General features: G+C 25.9%; 15 protein-coding genes. 13 read left to right on the forward strand and 2 right to left on the reverse strand.

The window, feature by feature from the left end:
- Nucleotides 1-4 precede the first annotated feature (4 nt).
- Together H0H51_RS00695 and H0H51_RS00700 are read left to right on the forward strand one after the other, a co-directional pair.
- Entirely contained in the window at nucleotides 5-631 is a 627-nt protein-coding gene (locus H0H51_RS00695) for a 50S ribosomal protein L25 (protein WP_185876956.1), read from the forward strand.
- A gap of 30 nt (nucleotides 632-661) precedes the next feature.
- Nucleotides 662-1,108 (forward strand): nucleoside deaminase, encoded by a 447-nt coding sequence (locus tag H0H51_RS00700; RefSeq protein ID WP_185876957.1) that lies wholly within the window; start codon nucleotides 662-664, stop codon nucleotides 1,106-1,108.
- Here H0H51_RS00700 and H0H51_RS00705 read toward each other — a convergent pair.
- Nucleotides 1,100-1,747 carry a DedA family protein gene (locus H0H51_RS00705; protein ID WP_185877100.1) on the reverse strand — a complete coding sequence of 216 codons (648 nt, stop codon included), beginning with the start codon at nucleotides 1,745-1,747 and terminating at the stop codon, nucleotides 1,100-1,102. The genes H0H51_RS00700 and H0H51_RS00705 overlap by 9 nt on opposite strands.
- Before the next feature lie 293 nt (nucleotides 1,748-2,040).
- On the opposite strand from H0H51_RS00705, the gene aroB reads away from it, so the two are divergent.
- Together aroB and gyrA are read left to right on the forward strand one after the other, a co-directional pair.
- Complete coding sequence (gene aroB / locus H0H51_RS00710) at nucleotides 2,041-3,120, forward strand: 3-dehydroquinate synthase (protein WP_185876958.1); 1,080 nt, start codon at nucleotides 2,041-2,043, stop codon at nucleotides 3,118-3,120.
- Nucleotides 3,121-3,177: 57 nt separating this feature from the next.
- Nucleotides 3,178-5,640 (forward strand): DNA gyrase subunit A, encoded by a 2,463-nt coding sequence (gene gyrA / locus H0H51_RS00715; RefSeq protein ID WP_185876959.1) that lies wholly within the window; start codon nucleotides 3,178-3,180, stop codon nucleotides 5,638-5,640.
- Here gyrA and H0H51_RS00720 read toward each other — a convergent pair.
- On the reverse strand, nucleotides 5,635-7,746 hold the full coding sequence (locus tag H0H51_RS00720) for a carboxy terminal-processing peptidase (RefSeq protein ID WP_185876960.1): 2,112 nt from the start codon (nucleotides 7,744-7,746) through the stop codon (nucleotides 5,635-5,637). The genes gyrA and H0H51_RS00720 overlap by 6 nt on opposite strands.
- 90 nt (nucleotides 7,747-7,836) lie before the next feature.
- Between H0H51_RS00720 and surE the strand changes: the two genes are divergently transcribed.
- From surE to purM, 9 genes are all read left to right on the forward strand, one after another.
- A complete protein-coding gene (surE, locus tag H0H51_RS00725; protein WP_185877101.1) occupies nucleotides 7,837-8,655 on the forward strand; it encodes a 5'/3'-nucleotidase SurE in 819 nt (272 codons plus the stop codon).
- Between the two features lie 10 nt (nucleotides 8,656-8,665).
- The gene (ruvB, locus tag H0H51_RS00730; protein WP_185876961.1) at nucleotides 8,666-9,643 is read left to right on the forward strand and encodes a Holliday junction branch migration DNA helicase RuvB; all 978 of its coding nucleotides are present in this window, start codon (nucleotides 8,666-8,668) and stop codon (nucleotides 9,641-9,643) included.
- A gap of 77 nt (nucleotides 9,644-9,720) precedes the next feature.
- Complete coding sequence (locus H0H51_RS00735; protein ID WP_185876962.1) at nucleotides 9,721-11,016, forward strand: adenylosuccinate synthase; 1,296 nt, start codon at nucleotides 9,721-9,723, stop codon at nucleotides 11,014-11,016.
- Between the two features lie 12 nt (nucleotides 11,017-11,028).
- Nucleotides 11,029-12,465 carry an adenylosuccinate lyase gene (gene purB, locus H0H51_RS00740; RefSeq protein WP_185876963.1) on the forward strand — a complete coding sequence of 479 codons (1,437 nt, stop codon included), beginning with the start codon at nucleotides 11,029-11,031 and terminating at the stop codon, nucleotides 12,463-12,465.
- An 8-nt stretch (nucleotides 12,466-12,473) separates the two neighbouring features.
- Complete coding sequence (locus H0H51_RS00745; RefSeq protein WP_185876964.1) at nucleotides 12,474-16,181, forward strand: phosphoribosylformylglycinamidine synthase; 3,708 nt, start codon at nucleotides 12,474-12,476, stop codon at nucleotides 16,179-16,181.
- 24 nt (nucleotides 16,182-16,205) lie between these two features.
- Nucleotides 16,206-16,688, forward strand: coding sequence for a 5-(carboxyamino)imidazole ribonucleotide mutase (gene purE / locus H0H51_RS00750; protein WP_185876965.1), 483 nt, complete (start codon nucleotides 16,206-16,208; stop codon nucleotides 16,686-16,688).
- Nucleotides 16,689-16,697: 9 nt separating this feature from the next.
- A complete protein-coding gene (purC, locus tag H0H51_RS00755) occupies nucleotides 16,698-17,441 on the forward strand; it encodes a phosphoribosylaminoimidazolesuccinocarboxamide synthase (protein WP_185876966.1) in 744 nt (247 codons plus the stop codon).
- A gap of 41 nt (nucleotides 17,442-17,482) precedes the next feature.
- The gene (gene purF / locus H0H51_RS00760) at nucleotides 17,483-18,928 is read left to right on the forward strand and encodes an amidophosphoribosyltransferase (RefSeq protein ID WP_185877102.1); all 1,446 of its coding nucleotides are present in this window, start codon (nucleotides 17,483-17,485) and stop codon (nucleotides 18,926-18,928) included.
- Entirely contained in the window at nucleotides 18,925-19,905 is a 981-nt protein-coding gene (gene purM, locus H0H51_RS00765; protein ID WP_185876967.1) for a phosphoribosylformylglycinamidine cyclo-ligase, read from the forward strand. The genes purF and purM overlap by 4 nt, the downstream gene beginning before the upstream one ends.
- Nucleotides 19,906-19,911 lie beyond the last annotated feature (6 nt).

Here is a 19,911-nt window from a genome sequence, read left to right on the forward strand (position 1 = left end):
TAATATGAAATATTTAAATATATACGGAAAAAAAAGAAGTATAGGGAAAAAAGCAGTTCGTTCTATTCGACTTTCTAAAGAAATACCATGTATTTTATATGGGAAAAATATAAATATTCCATTTTCTACTTCATTAGAAAGTTTGAAAAAAATAGTATATACAAGAGAAGTATGTGGAGTAATTATTCAATTAGAGGAATATAGTGAAAAGATAACTGCGATTAAAAAAGAAATACAATTTGATCCTGTTAGTGAAAAAATATTACATGCAGATTTTTTTCAAATTGATGAATCGAAAATTATTGTATTAGAAGTTTTTATAAAATTTTCAGGAAGACCTATTGGGGTTTATAAAGGTGGAGAATATTATTCTGCAATTAAAAAATTGAAAATAAAAGCTTTTCCATCTAACATTCCAAAATATATAAAATTAAATATTAGTACTTTAGATATAGGTGATAGGATCACTGTTGAAAATTTATATAATGATAAGTATGTTATATTACATCCATCTAATACGCTTATAGCAAGCGTAAAAAATTCTCGTTTGAATGTCAAAAGTACTCAAGAGGAAAACCAAGAGAGTAATAAGGAAAAAGAAGAGAGTAAAGATAAAAAAATGAAAAAATAAGTAATGTTTTTTATAAAAGATTTTCATTTTATGAAAATAGCTTTGAAAGAAGCTTTTATTGCATTTCATAAAAATGAAGTTCCTATAGGAGCTGCAATAACATATAAGGATTCGGTTATAGCAAAATCTCATAACTTAACTGAAAGTTTTAGTAGAATTACTGCACATGCAGAAATATTAGCTATTAATCTAGCTTCTAAGTTTTTAAAAGAAAAATACATAAGAGAATGTACTTTGTATGTTACTATAGAACCGTGTGTTATGTGTGCAGGAGCTTTATTTTGGTCTCAAATAGGAAGAGTAGTTTGTGGAGCTTCCAATAATAAAAGAGGATTTTTATATTCTGGAATCAAGCTTCATCCAAGAACTAAATTTGTATCCGGAATTATGAGAAATCAATGTGAAGATTTAATTAGAAAGTTTTTCTTCTTTAAAAGAATTTATAAATCAACAAACATAAGATTATCATCAAATTAATGCTTTTTTCTTTTTTTTCAGTCTAAAAATAATAGGAAGAGTTGTAGTCAATACTATTAACAGGATTATCCATTCAAGATGATTTTTTAATTCAGGGAAACTTTTATCTAGGTAATGTCCAGCTAGCATAATAGAAAAAGTCCAAACGAGTGCTCCAACAATATTGTATACCATAAATTTTTTAAAATCAACACGGATTGCTCCTGCTACAATAGGAGCAAAAGAACGGAATATTGGAAGGAAACGGCTCATAATCAATGCAGTAGTTTTATATTTATTATAAAATAATTTTGCTAAAATAAGATGTTTTTTTTTAAAAAAAAAGGAATCATTTTTTTTGTATAATAATTTTCCGGATTTATATCCTAACCAATATCCTTGAATGTTTCCAAGGATAGCCACTATTGATACAATTAAAATAATTACAAAAAAAGGAACATTATAGAAATTCTTACACAAATTCTCTCCAAATATTCCAGCAGTGAACAACAGAGAATCTCCTGGAAGAAAAAATCCAATAAAAAATCCTGTTTCTGCAAAAACTATTATTAGTAAAATAAGAAATGCCGTATTTCCGAAATATAAAAATATCCATTTAGGATTGAACAAATGTTGAAATAAATCCCAAATGTCCGACATATTATTATAAATATGAGAAACATGATTTAATATTTCCACTAAAAATGAAAAAATACTTATTTTGATACACATTATTATTAATTATCAAGCTTTGTTAACTTAATTATGGAAAATATATTTAAATTTATTGATATCTTAGGGTGGATTCCTAATATACTATTTTTAACAGCAGGTATTGTTTTTATAATTTTTTGGTTATACCAGATATTTCATATTACTGACTAAATAAAACTGAAAATTAATGTTAATTTTGCGTATAACTGAATCAAAAAAATATTAAATCCCAAATATAAATGGAAAATAATAATAGAAAAGGAAAAAATATTTTTTTTCATGAAAATGGTTATAAAATTCTAAAAAATTATATTACTAATCAAGTAGATTCCATAAAAAATACATTTATTTTGGTAGATGAAAAAATTCATAAATACTGTCTTCCTATTCTTTTCAATCAAATAGATTTTTTGAAAAAATCTAATTTAATTCAAATTAAGTCAGGAGAAAAAGAAAAAAATATAAACACATGTATTCGAATATGTAAAAATTTAGAAAAATTTAAAGCAACTAGAAAAAGTTTAATCCTAAATTTAGGAGGAGGGGTTATAACAGATATTGGTGGATTCGTTGCTTCTATTTTTAAAAGAGGAATACGTTTTATAAATATACCTACCTCTTTATTAGGGATGGTAGATGCTTCCATAGGATATAAAACAGGTGTTAATTTAGATTCTATCAAAAATGAAATAGGATCTTTTTATATTCCAGAATTATTAATTATTGATACAAATTTTTTAAAAACACTCCCTAAAAAAGAAATTATTTCTGGAATGGCTGAAATGTTTAAACATGGGTTAATAGCAAATAAAGATTTTTGGATAAGTCTTAATCAAATAAGAATCAATAATCATCATAATCAATGGTATGATTTAGTGAACACATCTATTTTAATAAAACAGAAAATTGTAGATAAAGATCCTAAAGAAAAAGGATTTAGAAAAATATTAAATTTTGGACATACTATTGGACACGCTTTAGAAAGTTTTTTTCTAAAAAAAACAGAAAAAATTTCACATGGAGAAGCTATTATTATGGGAATAATCTGTGAATCTTGGATTTCATCAAAAATAAATGGATTACCCATTAATGATTATAAAAACATTAAATCAACACTTTCTAAATTCTATCCAATAGAAAAAAAAATTTCTAATTTATCCAATTCAGAAATAGAAAACATAATAATGATTATGGATCATGATAAAAAAAACGAAAAAAATAAAATTCAATTTTCTTTACTTAGAGAAATAGGAAATTGCTCCTATAATTGTCATGTCCCATATTCCTTAATTAAGGAAAGTTTACGGAAATGTAACTAAATATTTTTCTTAATTTACTAATATTCTTTATATTACCTAAATAATTTTTATATCAAAATGAGCGAAGGAGAAAAATTAGTTTCTATAGAAGATGAAATGAAATCATCTTATATAGATTATTCCATGTCTGTTATCATATCTAGAGCTCTTCCTGATGTTAGAGATGGATTAAAACCTGTTCATAGAAGGGTTCTTTATGGAATGTATAAATTAGGCATTTTTTCTAATAGTTCCTATAAAAAATCAGCTCGTATTGTTGGAGAAGTTTTAGGAAAATATCATCCACATGGAGATATTTCTGTTTATGATACTATGGTTCGTATGGCTCAAGAATGGACTTTACGTTATCCATTAATTGATGGACAAGGAAATTTTGGTTCATTAGATGCAGACCCTCCTGCAGCTATGCGTTATACAGAAGTTAGAATGAAAAAAATATCTGAAGAGATGTTATTGGATCTAAAAAAAAATACGGTCGATATTCAATTAAATTTTGATGATTCTTTAGAAGAACCAGTGGTTCTTCCAACACGAATTCCTAATCTTTTGATTAATGGATCTTCTGGAATTGCGGTTGGAATGGCTACTAATATTCCACCTCATAATATAAAAGAAACAATTAATGCTATTTGTGCTTATATCGATAATGGCAATAATTTATCTATAGAACAAATCATGAAATATATTAAAGCTCCAGATTTTCCAACAGGAGGAATTATTTATGGATATGAAGGGGTGAAAAATGCTTTTCACACTGGACGAGGGCGTATTATTTTACGTGCAAAAGCTCATCTAGAAGAAATTCAGGGAAGACAATGCATTATAGTAGATGAAATTCCTTATCAGGTAAACAAATCAGATCTGATAACTAGAACGGTAGAATTAATGAAAGAAGGAAAAATGGAAGGAATTTATCAAATTCGTGATGAATCAGACAGAAATGGATTACGAATTGTTTATATTCTTAAGCAGAATACACATCCCAAAATTCTATTAAATAAATTATTTAAATATACTTCTCTACAAACTTATTTTAACGTTAACAACATAGCATTAGTTAATGGTAAACCAGTTAAATTAAATATCAAAGATCTTATACAACATTTTATTGATCACAGACATGATGTTATTATTCGCCGTAGTAAATATCAATTAACAAAATGTAAAAATCGTGTTCACGTATTAGTAGGATTTTTAAAAATATTAGATCATTTGGATATTTTGATTCAAATGATTAAAAAATCTAAAAATCATGGTGATGCTTGTAAAACCTTGATTAAGGAATTTAAAGTGTCAGAAATACAATCTAAATCTATTTTAGATATTCGCCTGCAAAATCTTACTTCTTTAGAATTAGAAAAATTAAAAAAAGAACATGACGAATTAATAAAAAAAATAGATTTTTTTAAAAAGGTATTGGATCAATACCATATAAGAACAAAAATTATTAAAGAAGAACTTTTAGAGATTAAGAAAAAATATCAAGATTCAAGAAGAACACAAATTGATTATTCAGGAAATAAATTTAATATAGAAGATTTAATTGAAAATGAACAAGTAGTTTTGACTATTTCTCATGCTGGTTATATTAAAAGAACATCTTTATCAGAATACAAACGTCAGGGAAGAGGGGGAATAGGAAATAGAGGAGCTACAGCTAGAGAATATGATTTTTTTAAACATTTACTTATAGCAAGAAATCATCAGTATTTATTACTTTTTACAGAAAAGGGAAAATGTTTTTGGTTAAGGGTATATGAAATACCAGAAGGATCAAAAATTTCTAAAGGAAGAGCTATACAAAATATTATTCATCTTCAACAAGATGATAAAGTAAATGCTTATATATTAACGGGAGATCTTACTAATAAAGAATACGTTAGAAATTATTATGTTATGATGGTTACTCAAAAAGGAATCATAAAAAAAACGCCTTTAGAAAATTATTCTCGTCCTAGGAAATATGGAATTAATGCCATCGTGATACGTAAAGGAGATTCATTATTAGAAGCTATTAAAACTAAAGGCGACAGTCATGTATTTATTGCTGCAAAAAGTGGAAAGATAATTCGTTTTTCAGAAAAAAATGTTCGTTCAACAGGAAGAGCTTCTTCTGGAGTAATAGGAATTCATTTATCAGATAAAAATGATATAGTAATTGGAATGATATGCGTAAATGTGAACGTAAAGGAAAAAGGACATTTATTAGTAGTTTCTGAAAAAGGATTTGGGAAAAGATCCTATTTAAAAGATTACCGTTTTACTAATCGTGGAGGAAAAGGGATAAAAACAATAAATGTCACTAAAAAAACAGGTAATTTAATTGCCATTAAATATGTGACAGATCAAGATGATTTGATGATTATAAAAAAATCAGGAATTATTATACGTATTTCTGTATCAGACATAAGAGTAATGGGAAGAACCACTCAAGGTGTAAGATTAATTAACTTGAAAAAAAATGACGCTATAGCTGATGTAGAAAAAATTTATAAACCGACAGGAGATCCTATCCTATAGGCCATTAAAATCATGTAAAATATTAACACATTCTGAGATATAAGAATCTTTTATTAAATTTACCTTCCATTCTTTTTGTTCTTCGTTTTTAAGAAATTCATAAGAAAGTGGTGAATTTTTCAATTCATATCTATTTAAATAATCTTTTAAATTTTGAAAATTTTTGTTTCTTATTTTTATTTTTTTATATTGACAATAGAATTTTTTCCAATTTAAAGAAATCTTTTTGATATTTGAAAAATCATTTTCTAATAATTGTATGTCTTGGTAAACATCTGATAAATTTTTTCCTCTATTTAAACGATAAATACTTTTATTTTTGACATTTTCTAATATTTTATTGTTAATATCATCATGATAATAAGGATAAGAAGGAACAGAATCAATACTATCCCATTTCATAGGATTTTTTTGATTCTTTTCCATAAATTTCAAATAAAAATTATTTATGCTTCTAGGAATAATTATATCTGGTTGAACTCCTTTTAATTGAGTAGAATTTCCATTTACTCTGTAAAATTTACTTGTAGTAAGTTTTAATGATCCTAGATTATTTTCATCTGAAAATAAAAAAGAATTTAATGAGTAGACAGTTTGTATAGTTCCTTTTCCATACGTTTGAGAACTTCCTACAATAATTCCTCTTTTATAATCAGAAATAGAAGAAGCAAGAATTTCAGAAGCAGATGCTGACAATTCATTAACAAGAATAACAAGTGGTCCCTTCCATAATAGAGAATTATTATTATTTTCTAATATTTTTTTTTTATATTTATTTCCGATTTGTAAAATCGGTCCTTTTCCTAGGAAAAAACCAGCAATCTCTATAACTGTAGACAAATATCCTCCTCCATTATTTCTTATATCTAGAATTAATCCTTTTATATTTTTTTTCTTTAATTGAAGGATAATGTTTTTTACATCTTCCGATGCATTTCTCCCATATTTATTTTCAGGATTAAAATAAAATTCAGGTAAACTAATTAATCCATATTTATTTCTATTTTTAATATCCAATAAAATAACACTTTTTGCAAATACTTCTTTTTTGTCTATAAGATCTCTGGTAAGAGAGATTTCTTTAAGAGATCCATTTTTCTTTTGAATAATCAATTTCACTTGACTTCCCCTTTTTCCTCTTATTAGATTAATTGAATCCTCTAACAACATTCCAACAATATTTTTATATTTTAAATGAGGATATTTTGCTACTTTTATAATTTTATCTCCTACTTCTATTTTCTTACTTTTCCATGCTGGTCCCCCACTAATAATTTTAACTATTGTAGCATATCCTTTGTGATCTTGTAATTCAATCCCTATTCCTTCTGTTTGTCCAGACATATATAAATCAAATGTTTTTTCTTCTTTAGGAGACAAATAATTAGTATGTGGATCATATTGAGATGTGATAACGTTTACATATATAGAAAATAAATCAAGTTTCTTTTTTCTTCTTAAAGATTCCTGAATATATTTTTTCACCTTTTCTCTTGCAATTTTTTCTCTACTAATAAATGAATTTTTATATATTCTATTTTTTAATACTGATGCATTTTGATCAATAGAAGTCATTATTTCTAATAAAGTCAAATATTTTAAATATTTTTCCCATTTCTTAATCCATTCAGAATCATTTCTTGGATAAGAAAGATGTTTTCCAGAATCAACAAAAAATATTTCTTCTTTCTCAAAAGAGAAAGGTTTTTTTAATATTTTAGAACATATGGATTCTGATTTTTTTATTCTTTTAAAAAAACGTTTAGCAGTGATATTAAAAAACGTGGTATCTCCATTAATCCAAAAATCATCTATTTTATTTTTATAAAAAGAAAAATCTTTCATATCTTTTTGAAGAAAAAAAATTTTTTGATTATCTATTTTTTCAAAATATTCATTATATACATTTTGTGAAAAATTATTATCTATGGGAATAGGATTCGGATGTAAAGAACAAATTTTTTGATATATTTTTTCTAAAATTAAATGATGTTTTTTTTCTTCTTTTTCTCCACTGAAAGAAAAAAAACTCAATAAAATAATTAAAATAAAGCCAATTATTATGATGCATTTAACTTTATTAGATTTTATGATTTTAGTAATCACGATTTTATGTTTTTACGTTTATCACATTAGCTTATATTAATGCATTAAATTTAATATAAATAGCTTTTTTTTACAAAAAAAATGAAAATAATGAATAGGAAACCAATTATTTTAGTCACAAATGATGATGGAATTATAGCTCCAGGTATTAGAACGCTTATTCATATTATGAATCATTTAGGAAATGTATATGTTGTTGCTCCAAATAAACCACAATCTGGAGTTGGGCATTCTATTAGCATGGATGCTATTTTGTATTGTGATTCTGTGAAAATAGATAATGGAAATCAAAAAGAATGGGAATGTTCAGGAACTCCAGTTGATTGTGTGAAATTAGCCATTAGTGAAATTCTTCCAAGAAAACCTGATATTTGTGTATCAGGAATTAATCATGGATCAAATTCTTCTATAAACATTATATATTCTGGAACAATTTCTGCGGTTATTGAAGCTAGCATCGAAGGAATTCCTTCTATAGGGTTTTCTCTATTAGATTTTGGTTGGAACGCTGATTTTGGACCGTCAAAAGAGTACATTTATCAAATTACAAAAAAAGTTCTTTACCATCCTGTTCCTATTTCAAAACATGTAATCAGTTTAAATGTAAATATTCCAAAATTAAAACAAAAACAAATAAAGGGAATTAAAATATGCAAACAAGCAAAATCTAAATGGAAGGAAAATTTTGATAAACGATTAAATCCAAGAGGAAGGTCTTATTATTGGTTACTTGGTGAATTTATTAATTTAGATAAAAGAATAGATATAGATACAGATGAATGGGCATTGAAAAATGGATATATTTCTATTGTACCTATTCAATTTGATTTAACTAATTATTCTATAATCAATGTTCTAAAATCATGGAATTTTGAATTATTAATTATTTTTTTGATTTTATATATATAATAACTAATTAATGTCATCTTTATTGGAAGAATCTTTAAATCCAAAGACTATTAAGGATTTTATTGGACAATACGATATATTGGAAAATTTAAAAATTTTTATTCAAGCTGCTAAAAAAAGAAAAGATTCTTTAGATCATATTTTATTTCATGGACCTCCAGGATTAGGAAAAACAACTCTTGCTCATATAGTTTCTAATGAATTATGTTCTAATATCACAGTTACTTCAGGATCTATTTTAGATAAACCAGGAGACTTAGCCGGTTTATTAATTCATTTAAAATTAAATGATGTTCTTTTTATTGATGAAATTCATCGTCTATCTCCAATAATTGAGGAATATTTATATTCTGCTATGGAAAATTATAAAATAGATATTATTATAGATTCCGGATCTAACGCAAGATCAGTACAAATAGATTTGTCTCCTTTCACGTTAATAGGTGCAACTACAAGGTCAGGACTATTAACAGCACCAATGCGTTCTAGATTCGGAATTAAGTTCCGACTAAACTATTATGAAATTGATTTTCTAAAAAATATTGTGAGTAGAAATGCAAAATTTTTAAATATTCCAATTACAGAAGAAGCATCATATGAAATAGCTAATAGAAGTCGAGGGACTCCACGTCAGGCTAATTCTATACTTCGTAGGATTAGAGATTTCGCACAAATAAAAGGAAATGGAATTATTGATTTAAACATATGTAATTTAGGATTAGAAGCTCTTAATATAGACAAAAACGGATTAGATGAAATGGATAATAAAATACTTTTATATATTATAGATTATTTTAAAGGTGGTCCCGTGGGAATTAATACTATAGCAACAGCTGTTAGTGAAAATTCAGATACTATAGAAGAAGTTTATGAACCTTTTCTTATAAAAGAAGGATACTTAGTTAGAACTCCTAGAGGAAGAAAAGTTACGGAATTAGCTTATAAACATATAAGAAAATATAAAAATAAACAAAATTTAAAAAAATAGTCTGAAATTTTTTATTATCTATTATAACGATTTACTTTGTAACTTTGTTTTTAAAGAATCATCTAAAACGTAAACAAATGCCTTCAAATGTTATTGTCGGTCTCCAATGGGGTGACGAGGGAAAAGGAAAAATAACAGATCTTCTTTCTAAAAATTCAGATTATGTGATCCGTTATCAAGGAGGGAACAATTCTGGACATTCTGTTCACATCAAAGAACGTCGTTTTATTCTTCATTTGATTCCATCCGGAGTAATATATTCTCATGTAAAATGTCTTATTGGACCTGGGGTGGTCGTTGATCCTAAATTTTTTATTAAAGAAATAAAAAATCTAGAATTAATAAAAGTTAATACATCTAACATTTTTCTATCAAAAAGAGCACATATAACCATGCCTTATCATCGTTTATTAGATCGATATAAAGAAAAAATATTAGGAAATCAATCTATTGGAACTACACACCGAGGAATAGGTCCAACTTATGAAGATAAAATCGCACGTATGGGAATACGTTTGTTAGATTTTCTAAATCTTGAAAATTTTTATAAAAAATTAAAATATAATATAAATTTAAAAAATGAACTTTTTACAAAAGTTTATAAAATGAAACCTCTAGAATTTAAATCTATTTATGAGGAATATGTAGAATATGCAAAAATTATCTCTAATAGAATAATAGATGTTGTTTATGAAATTCATAAAGCTTTTCATAATAAAAAAAAAATTTTATTTGAAGGAGCTCAAGCTATGTTATTGGATATTAATTATGGAACATATCCATATGTAACAACTTCTTCTACCTCTACTGGAGGTGCTTGTATAGGAGCAGGGATTCCCCCAAATTTTTTAGAAAATTTTATAGGAGTGGCAAAAGCATATTGTACACGAGTAGGTCACGGACCTTTTCCTACAGAAATAAAGAATGATATTGGTGATATTATACGTGAGAAAGGAAATGAATATGGAGCAACAACAAAACGTCCAAGACGATGTGGATGGCTGGATTTAACAGCTCTTAAATATTCTTGTATGATTAATGGGATTAATTGTTTAATTATCACAAAATTAGATGTATTAAGCGAATTGAAACTTATTAAAGTATGTGTTGGATACAAATATAATGGAAAAGTTATTAAATATTTTCCAGCAAATATAGAAAAAGAAATACAAAGTGTTTATATAGATTTTCCTGGTTGGAGAAAAAATATATCTCATATTCGTAAATATGAATATTTACCGATTAATTGTAAAAATTATATTAAATTCATTGAAAATTATCTAAATTTAGAAATACTTTTAATTTCCGTAGGTTCTGAAAGAAACCATAACATTATTAAAAATAAACATTTATTTTCTAAAATTTTTTCTTAAAAAATTTTTCTTGTGAAAGAATATAAAAATCCTTTGGTTGATAGATATAGTAGCAAGGAGATGCTATATAATTTTTCTCCAGAGAAAAAATTCACTACTTGGAGAAAACTATGGTTATCTTTGGCAGAAACACAAAAAGAATTAGGGTTCAACATCAGTGATGAACAAATCAATGACTTGAAAAATCATTTATGTGATATTGATTGGAACAGAGTTTCTTTTTTTGAAAAAAAATTTCGTCATGATGTAATGGCACATTTATATGCTTTTGGGGAAAAAGCACATAAAGCAAGACCTATTATTCATTTAGGTGCTACAAGCGCATTTTTAGGAGATAATACAGATATTATTTTAATTCGAGATGGTTTAAATATTCTATTTAAAAAATTAATTAACTTAATTTTTCGTATCAGAAATTTTTCTTTAGAATACCATAAAACTCCTACTTTATCTTTTACACATTATCAACCTGCTCAACTAACCACTGTGGGGAAACGTTCATCATTATGGATGCAAAGTGTACTTCTAGATATAGAAGAATTAAAATTTAGATTAGAAAATATTCATTTTAGAGGAGTAAAAGGAACTGTAGGATCAGCTGATAGTTTTAAAAAATTATTTAATGGAGATTTACAAAAATTAAAATATTTAGAAAAAAAAATATCGGATAAGTTTGGATTTCAAAACATTTTTTCGGTTACTGGACAAACATATGATAGAAAAGTTGATTCTCAAATATTAAACTTATTATCTAACATTTCTCAGTCATCTCATAAATTTAGCAACGATTTACGTTTACTACAAAATTTAAAAGAAATGGAAGAACCTTTTGAAGAAAATCAAATTGGATCCAGTGCAATGGCTTATAAACGAAACCCTATACGTAGTGAACGTATTGCTTCTTTAGCAAAATATGTTATTTCTTTATCTAATAGTTCAGCTTTAGTAGCAGCTACTCAATGGTTAGAAAGAACTTTAGATGATTCTGCTAACAGAAGATTAGTTATAGGACAATCATTTTTAGCTGTAGACGCTATTTTAATGATTTGGAATAATATAATGGAAAATATTATAGTATATCCTAAAATAATAGAAAAGCATATTCAAGAAGAACTTCCTTTTTTAATTACTGAATCTATAATTATAGAATGTGTAAAAAATGGAATAGATAGACAAGAAATTCATGAAAGAATACGAATCCATTCTATGGAAACATATTCTTCTATGAAATTAGAAGGTAAAAAAAATGATTTTATTCAACGAATCTTAAATGACAAAAGAATCCCAATTCAAGAAAAAGAAATAAAAAAAATGATGAATCCTAAAAATTTTATAGGATTCTCTTCAGATCAAACTTTAGAATTTATTGAAAAAAAAATTAATCCAATTTTAAATAAATTCCATTATTTAATTGATTCTGATGAATCTAACATAGATATCAAAATTTGATAACATCGATGAATATCAAAATTTATATACAAAAAAAAAAACCTTTCAATATTGAATCTAGGAGACTATTTTATGAATTTAAAAAAATGGAAATCCCATTATCTAATGTAATCATTTATTACATATATGATATTTTTAATATAAGAGAAGAAATTTTTTCAAAAAGTTTGTATACAATTTTTGTAGATCCTGTAACAGATATCTTACATAAAAAAATAAAATTGAAAAATCCATATATAGAAAACATTATTGAAAAGTGTGATGAAAACCGTTCAACCGCAGCTATACAATGCATAAAAATCATAGATCCTAAATCGTCAAATAATGTTTATGTAAAAAGTGGAAAATTAATTGAATTAATTGGAATTAATAAGAATAGTAATACTTTTCATAAAGTTAAAAAATATTGTACAAATTCAGAATATATTTCTTTATCAAAATCAAAGAAAGAAAAAAAAATAAATAATGTAAAAATTGTAAAAAATTTTATTGATTTATCTACTAATGAAATAAAAAATTTTCATAAAAAAATAAATAATTTATGCATGGATAAAAACGATTTATTATTTATCCAGAAGTATTTTATTAAAGAGAAAAGAAATCCAACAAAAGAAGAATTAATGATACTAGACACTTATTGGTCAGATCATTGCAGACATAAAACATTTCATACAAAACTTGTTAATATATCTTTTAATGGTTTTTTGAAAAAAACATACCAAAAAATATTTAGAAAATATTTAAAGCATAAAAGTTTGGTAGGAAAATCAAAAGATCCAATTAGTATGATGGAATTATCTGTTCTTCCTTCTACAATTTTTCATAAAAAAGGAAAATTAAAAAATTTTATTTTATCTAAAGAACATAATGCTTCTATTATTATGATAAATGTAGATGTTTTGGAATCTAAAAAAAAAGAAAAGTGGTATTTATTATTCAAAAATGAAACACATAATCATCCTACTGAAATTGACCCATTTGGTGGAGCTGCTACTTGTATAGGAGGTGTAATTAGAGATCCCTTAGCTGGGAGAGCTTTTGTTTATCAGTCTATACGGTTAAGTGGAATTTCTGATCCCACAAAAAAAAACGAAAAAATTATCAATGGAAAATTACCGCAACATAAAATATGTTTAGAATCAGCTATGGGAGCTAGTTCTTATGGAAATAAAGTTGGATTGGCAACAACTCATGTAAATGAAATTTATCATAAAGGATATAGAGCAAAAAAAATGGAGATTGGAATGGTTATTGGAGCTGTTCCTGTAAATTTTATTCGACAAAAAAAACCAAAAAAAGGGGATATAATTTTATTGATTGGAGGATTGACAAAAAAAGAAGGTATAGGAGAAGCTGCTAATTCTTCCAAGGAATATGAAGAAAATAAAAAACAAAATATAATACAAAAAGGACAAAATGGAGATCCAATAATAGAAAGAAAAATTCAAAGATTTTTTAGAAAAAAAGAAGTTATCTCTTTAATTAAAAGATGTAATGATTTTGGTGCTGGGGGAGCTTCCGTTGCTATAGGAGAATTATGTGATAGTTTAATTCTTTATTTAGACAAAATTCCTACAAAAAAAAATGAAAAAATGGAAGCATTTGAAATTGCTCTTTCAGAATCTCAAGAACGTATGGCAGTAGTATTAGATTCTAAAGATGTAAAAAAATTTATTCATTTAGCTAATCAAGAAAATATAATGTCTACTCCTATAGCTGAAGTAACTGATAATAAGCGTATTATTTTTCATTATAAAGGAAAAGAAATTTTTAATGTAAAAAGTTCTTTTATGAATACAAGAGGATATAGTAAAGAACAATCTGTTTGTGTTGAATCTCCTGTTTCAATTTCTCCTTTTAAGAAGTCAAAAAAAATTTTATTTAGCAAAATAAAATTTTTAGATACTCTTTCAAAAGTAAATGTAGCTTCTCAAAAAAAATTGGTAGAAATGTTTGATAGTACTGTAGGAGCTACTACAGTTTTAATGCCTTTTGGTGGAAAATATCAAATGACACCGTCTGAAGGTAGCGTCCATAAAATTCCTATTTTAAAAGGAAACACAAATACGGTTAGTTTAGCGTCTTGGGGATTTCATCCTGATATCTCTTCATGGAGTCCTTTTCATGGAGGAGCTTATGCAATTGTAGAATGCATTTCTAAAATAGTTTCTATGGGTGGAAACTATAGAAAAACTTATTTTAGTTTCCAAGAGTACTATCAAAAATTAGGAAATGACCCCAAAAATTGGGGAAAACCTTTTTCTGCATTGCTAGGAGCTTACCAAGCTCAAATGTCTTTAGGATTAGTTTCTATTGGAGGAAAAGATTCTATGTCTGGAACATATAAAAACATACATGTACCCCCAACGTTTATTTCTTTTGGAGTTTCTACTGGTTCATGTTCAAATATTATTTCTCCCGAATTTAAGAAAGTAGGAAATAAGATTTATTTATATTATCATCATTCATTAAAAAATGAAATGCCAGATTTTAAATCCATTAAAAATGCTTATGATCAAATTTATAAAGGAATTTGTTCTGGAAAAATAGTTTCCGTAAAAACAGTAAAAGATGGAGGTATTTCCGTTGCTATTGCTCAAATGTCATTTGGTAATCGTTTAGGAGCAATCATAAATTGTAAAAAAAGTTTATTTGAAATAAGTATTGGGTCTTTAATTATAGAATCATCATCTCCTATTTCCGATAGTTTTTTTCTAATAGGAGAAATAGTTTCTGATAAATCATTAAATTTCAATGGAATATCTATTGATATAGATGAATCTGAAAAAAAGTGGTTGAATACTTTTAACTCTATATTTTACAATAACAAAATCAAAAATAATGTTAAAAAAATAGAAAATAAAATTAAAACTGAAAAAAATGATCATTCTGTAAAATTGAAATTCACGCTTAAAAAAAATGGAATCCCACGTGTATTTATTCCTATATTTCCTGGAACAAATAGTGAATTTGAATCTATTCGTGCATTTGAAAAAGAAGGATCAATAATAAATACTTTTGTTTTTAGAAATTTAGATGACAAAAATATTATAGAATCAATACTTCATATTAAAAAATATATAGAATCCTCACAAATATTTATGCTATGTGGGGGATTTAGTGCTGGAGATGAACCTGATGGAGCTGGAAAATTTATTGTATCTATATTACATAATCCATATATTATGGATTCCATTAAACTTTTTCTGGATAAAGGTGGATTAATATTAGGTATTTGTAATGGATTTCAAGGATTAATAAAATCTGGATTGTTACCTTATGGAAATATTTGTCTAAGAAATTATAAATCTCCTACACTAACTTATAATAAAATAGGAAAACATATTTCACAATGTGTCCATATCAAGATAATTTCAGATAAATCTCCATGGTTGAATGGAATGAAAAATAAAATATATACTCTCCCTATATCTCATAGTGAAGGAAGATTTTATGCTAAAAAAGAAATAACAAATATACTTTTTCAGAAAAAACAAATTGCTGCACAATATGTAGACTTAGAAGGAAATCCTAGTTTAGAAAGATTATATAATCCTAATGGATCTATAGATGCTATAGAAGGATTATTAAGTGAAGATGGAAAAATTTATGGAAGAATGACTCATCCAGAACGTTATGATTATGGATTACTAAAAAATATTCCTAATATTCGTAAACATTCTATATTTAAAAATGCAGTACAATATTTCTTATGAAAATTAAAATAATCATATAATATTATGAAAGTCGCTATATTTATTGGAAGTGTTTCCGATAAAAAAAATATGAAAGCAGCATCTGAAATACTTAGTAGATTTAAAATAGACTATAAATCTTATGTAATTTCTGCACATAGACTACCTGATATTTTATCAGAAACTATAAAAAAAATAGAGTCTGAAGGAGTAGATTTAATTATTGCAGGAGCTGGATTATCTGCCCATTTACCTGGAATTATATCTTCAAAAACTATATTACCCGTTATAGGAGTTCCTATTTTCAATAATAATGGATTATTAGGAGGTGTAGATGCTCTTTTTTCCATAGTACAAATGCCAAAAGATGTTCCTGTTGCTACAGTAGGAATAAATAATTCTTATAATGCTGCTTTATTAGCTGTTCGTATTTTATCTATAAAAAATAAAGATTTGAAAAAATTATTGTTAAAATTCAGGATGGAAATAAGGAAAAAATTGGAAAATGAAATAGAGCAATATTTATAATTATAATTTATGAATTGTATAATTAAAAAAAATCTTTTATCAGAAGGAAAAACTAAAAAAATATATAGAACTAGCAATCCATCTGAAGTATTGATTCATTATAAAGATACTATAACTGCTTTTGATGGATTAAAAAATGAGTTTATACAAGATAAAGGAATATTAAATAATGAAATTAGCACATTAATATTTGAATTAATTAATTCTTATGGAATTAAAACTCATTTTATACGAAAAATAAATAATAGAGAACAGTTATGCCAAAAAGTAAATATAATTCCTTTAGAATTTGTTGTTCGTAATATTGTATCTGGAAGTATGTCGAAACGTTTAAATGTTCAAGAAGGAATTCGTTTATCTAATCCGATATTTGAAATTTTTTATAAAAATGATAAATTAAAAGATCCATTAATTAATGATCATCATGCTGTATTCTTAAAAATTATTTCTCATGAAGAACTAAATTTCATTTACTTAATAATATCAGATATAAATAATCTACTAAAAAAATATTTCTTATCTAAAAATATTTTTTTAGTAGATTTTAAAGTAGAATTTGGTAAAAATTGTGATAATGACATTTTGCTTTCCGATGAAATTACTCCAGATACTTGTCGTTTTTGGGATAAAAAAACAATGAAAAAACTAGATAAAGATTCATTTAGAATTGGATTAAAAAAGGAAAAAGATACAGTCAAAGAAAAAGTATTTGATATTTATATGGAAATATTAAAAAGATTAAATATAAGATAATCCATTAAATAATGGATAAAAGATATTCTTTTTCTAAAAAAATGATATCTAAACTAGATATTTCAAATCTTAAAAATTATTTTAATGATAAATTTCACGATGAATGTGGAATTTTTGGTATTTTTTCACCTCAAAAAGTGGATACTCTTTCTTTAATCCAATTTGGCTTATTTGCATTACAACACAGGGGGCAAGAAGCTTGTGGATTTTCCGTTTTACGAGATGGATATATTATTACTCATAAAAATGAAGGACTTGTTTTAGATTTCTTTAAAAAAATTTCTAATTCTGCATGTTATCACGGAAACTCTGTTATTGGCCATACTAGATATTCTACAGAAGGAGGACAAAGTAAAAAAAATATTCAACCCTTTTTTGGAGAAAATATTGATGGAAGAACTACTATATCTATAGTCCATAATGGAAATTTAATTAATGCTCACCATATTCGAAAAAGATTAGAATTAGAAGGAATAAATTTCATATCAGAATATTCTGATTCTGAAGTAATATTACGTTTAATCCAAAAGTATTTATTAGAATTTAATAATAATTTAGAAAAATCTATTCAAAAAACAACAATAGATATTACAGGAGCTTATTCCGTAATAGTGCTTGTAAATAATAAAATAGCTGCATTTAGAGATCCAAATGGGATACGTCCTTTATGTTATGGAATGTTGAATGAAAAAACTTACATATTTAGTTCAGAAACTTGTGGAATAGATTCTGTAGGAGGAATTTTTATAAGAGATTTATTCCCAGGAGAAATTATTATAGTAGATAAAGATTCAATTCAATTTTCTATGCTAAAAGAAAAAAGACATACAAAAAAAAGAATATGTTCTTTCGAATATATTTATTTTTCTCGTCCTGATTCTTTAATTGAAAATATAAATGTATACGAAATTCGTGAAAAAAGTGGAGTAAAGCTTTACGAACAACATCCAGTAGAAGCAGATGTAGTTATTGGAGTTCCAGATTCAGGGGTTCCAGCTGCTATTGGTTATTCAAAAGCTTCTGGAATTCCTTTCAAACCTATTCTAATCAAAAATAAATACATTGGTAGATCTTTTATCCTTCCTAAACAAGAAATTCGTGAAAAAATGGTAAACTTAAAATTAAACCCTATTTTAGATGAAATAAGAAAAAAACGTATTGTTATTATTGATGATTCTATAGTTCGTGGAACTACCAGTCGAAGGTTGGTATACGTGTTAAGAAAAGCTGGGGCAAAGGAAATTCATTTTAGAAGTGCTTCACCTCCTATTATAGCTCCATGTTATCTAGGTGTAGATACCCCAAGTAAAAAAGATTTAATTTCATATAATCATGTTAATAAAAAAAAAATTGCGGAAATCCTAAACGTAGATAGTCTAGAATTTTTAAGTATGGATAATCTTATTTCTATCCTTGGAAGCATTCACTATTGTTTTGGTTGTTTTACAGGAAATTATCCAGTTAAAAAATATAATAATAAATTATGAAAGAAAATAATACCATATTTAAGATTAATAAAATTTTAGAAAAAACTTATAATGAGAAAGTTATTAGTACATTAGATCATTTTTCTGGATTTTATAAAATATATGAATGTGGATACAAGAAACCTATTTTAGTTTCTGGCGTTGATGGAGTTGGTACTAAATTACGTTTAGCTATTCATTATAAAAAATATTCTTTGATTGGAGAAGATTGTTTTGCTATGTGTGCTAACGACGTTTTATGTCATGGAGCTACTCCTTTATTTTTTTTAGATTATTTAGCTTGCGAAAAACTCGATTCTAGCATCATGGAAAAAATAATGGAAGGAATGGCTTTTTCTTGTAAAAAAACTAATACCTGCCTTATTGGAGGAGAAACTGCAGAAATGCCTGGAATTTATCAAAAAAATGATTACGATATTGTTGGTTTTTGTGTTGGTGTAGTAGAGGAAGATCATCTTATAGATGGGAAAAAACTGATTCGAGATGGAGATGTTTTAATAGGTCTTCCATCATCTGGAGTCCATAGTAATGGATTTTCTATAATTAGAAATATTTTTTCTACAAAAGACCTTATGAAAGATTTTCAGCAAAAACCAGTTTTTGAGACTCTTTTGACCCCTACTAAAATTTATCATTTTCCTATTCATATTTTATTAAAGGAATTTATGATTCATGGATTAGCTCATATTACTGGAGGAGGTATTTCAGATAATTTGTTTAGAATTATTCCAGAAAATTTGGATGTCATAGTAAAAAAAGAAAAAATCCCCATTCAACCTATTTTTGACTTTATTCAAAAAAAAGGAAATTTATTTGATAAAGAAATGTGGAGTACTTTCAATATGGGCGTAGGTATGATTATAATAGTATCTTACAAGGATAAGGATCCTATTTTGGAAAGACTTCGTTTTTTAGGAGAAAATCCTTTTATTTTCGGAAAAATTGTAAAAGGAAATAAAAAAGTATTTTTGAGATAATAAATA

It is taken from the genome of Blattabacterium cuenoti (assembly GCF_014251995.1).
GTDB classification, from domain to species: Bacteria; Bacteroidota; Bacteroidia; order Flavobacteriales; family Blattabacteriaceae; genus Blattabacterium; species Blattabacterium cuenoti_AE.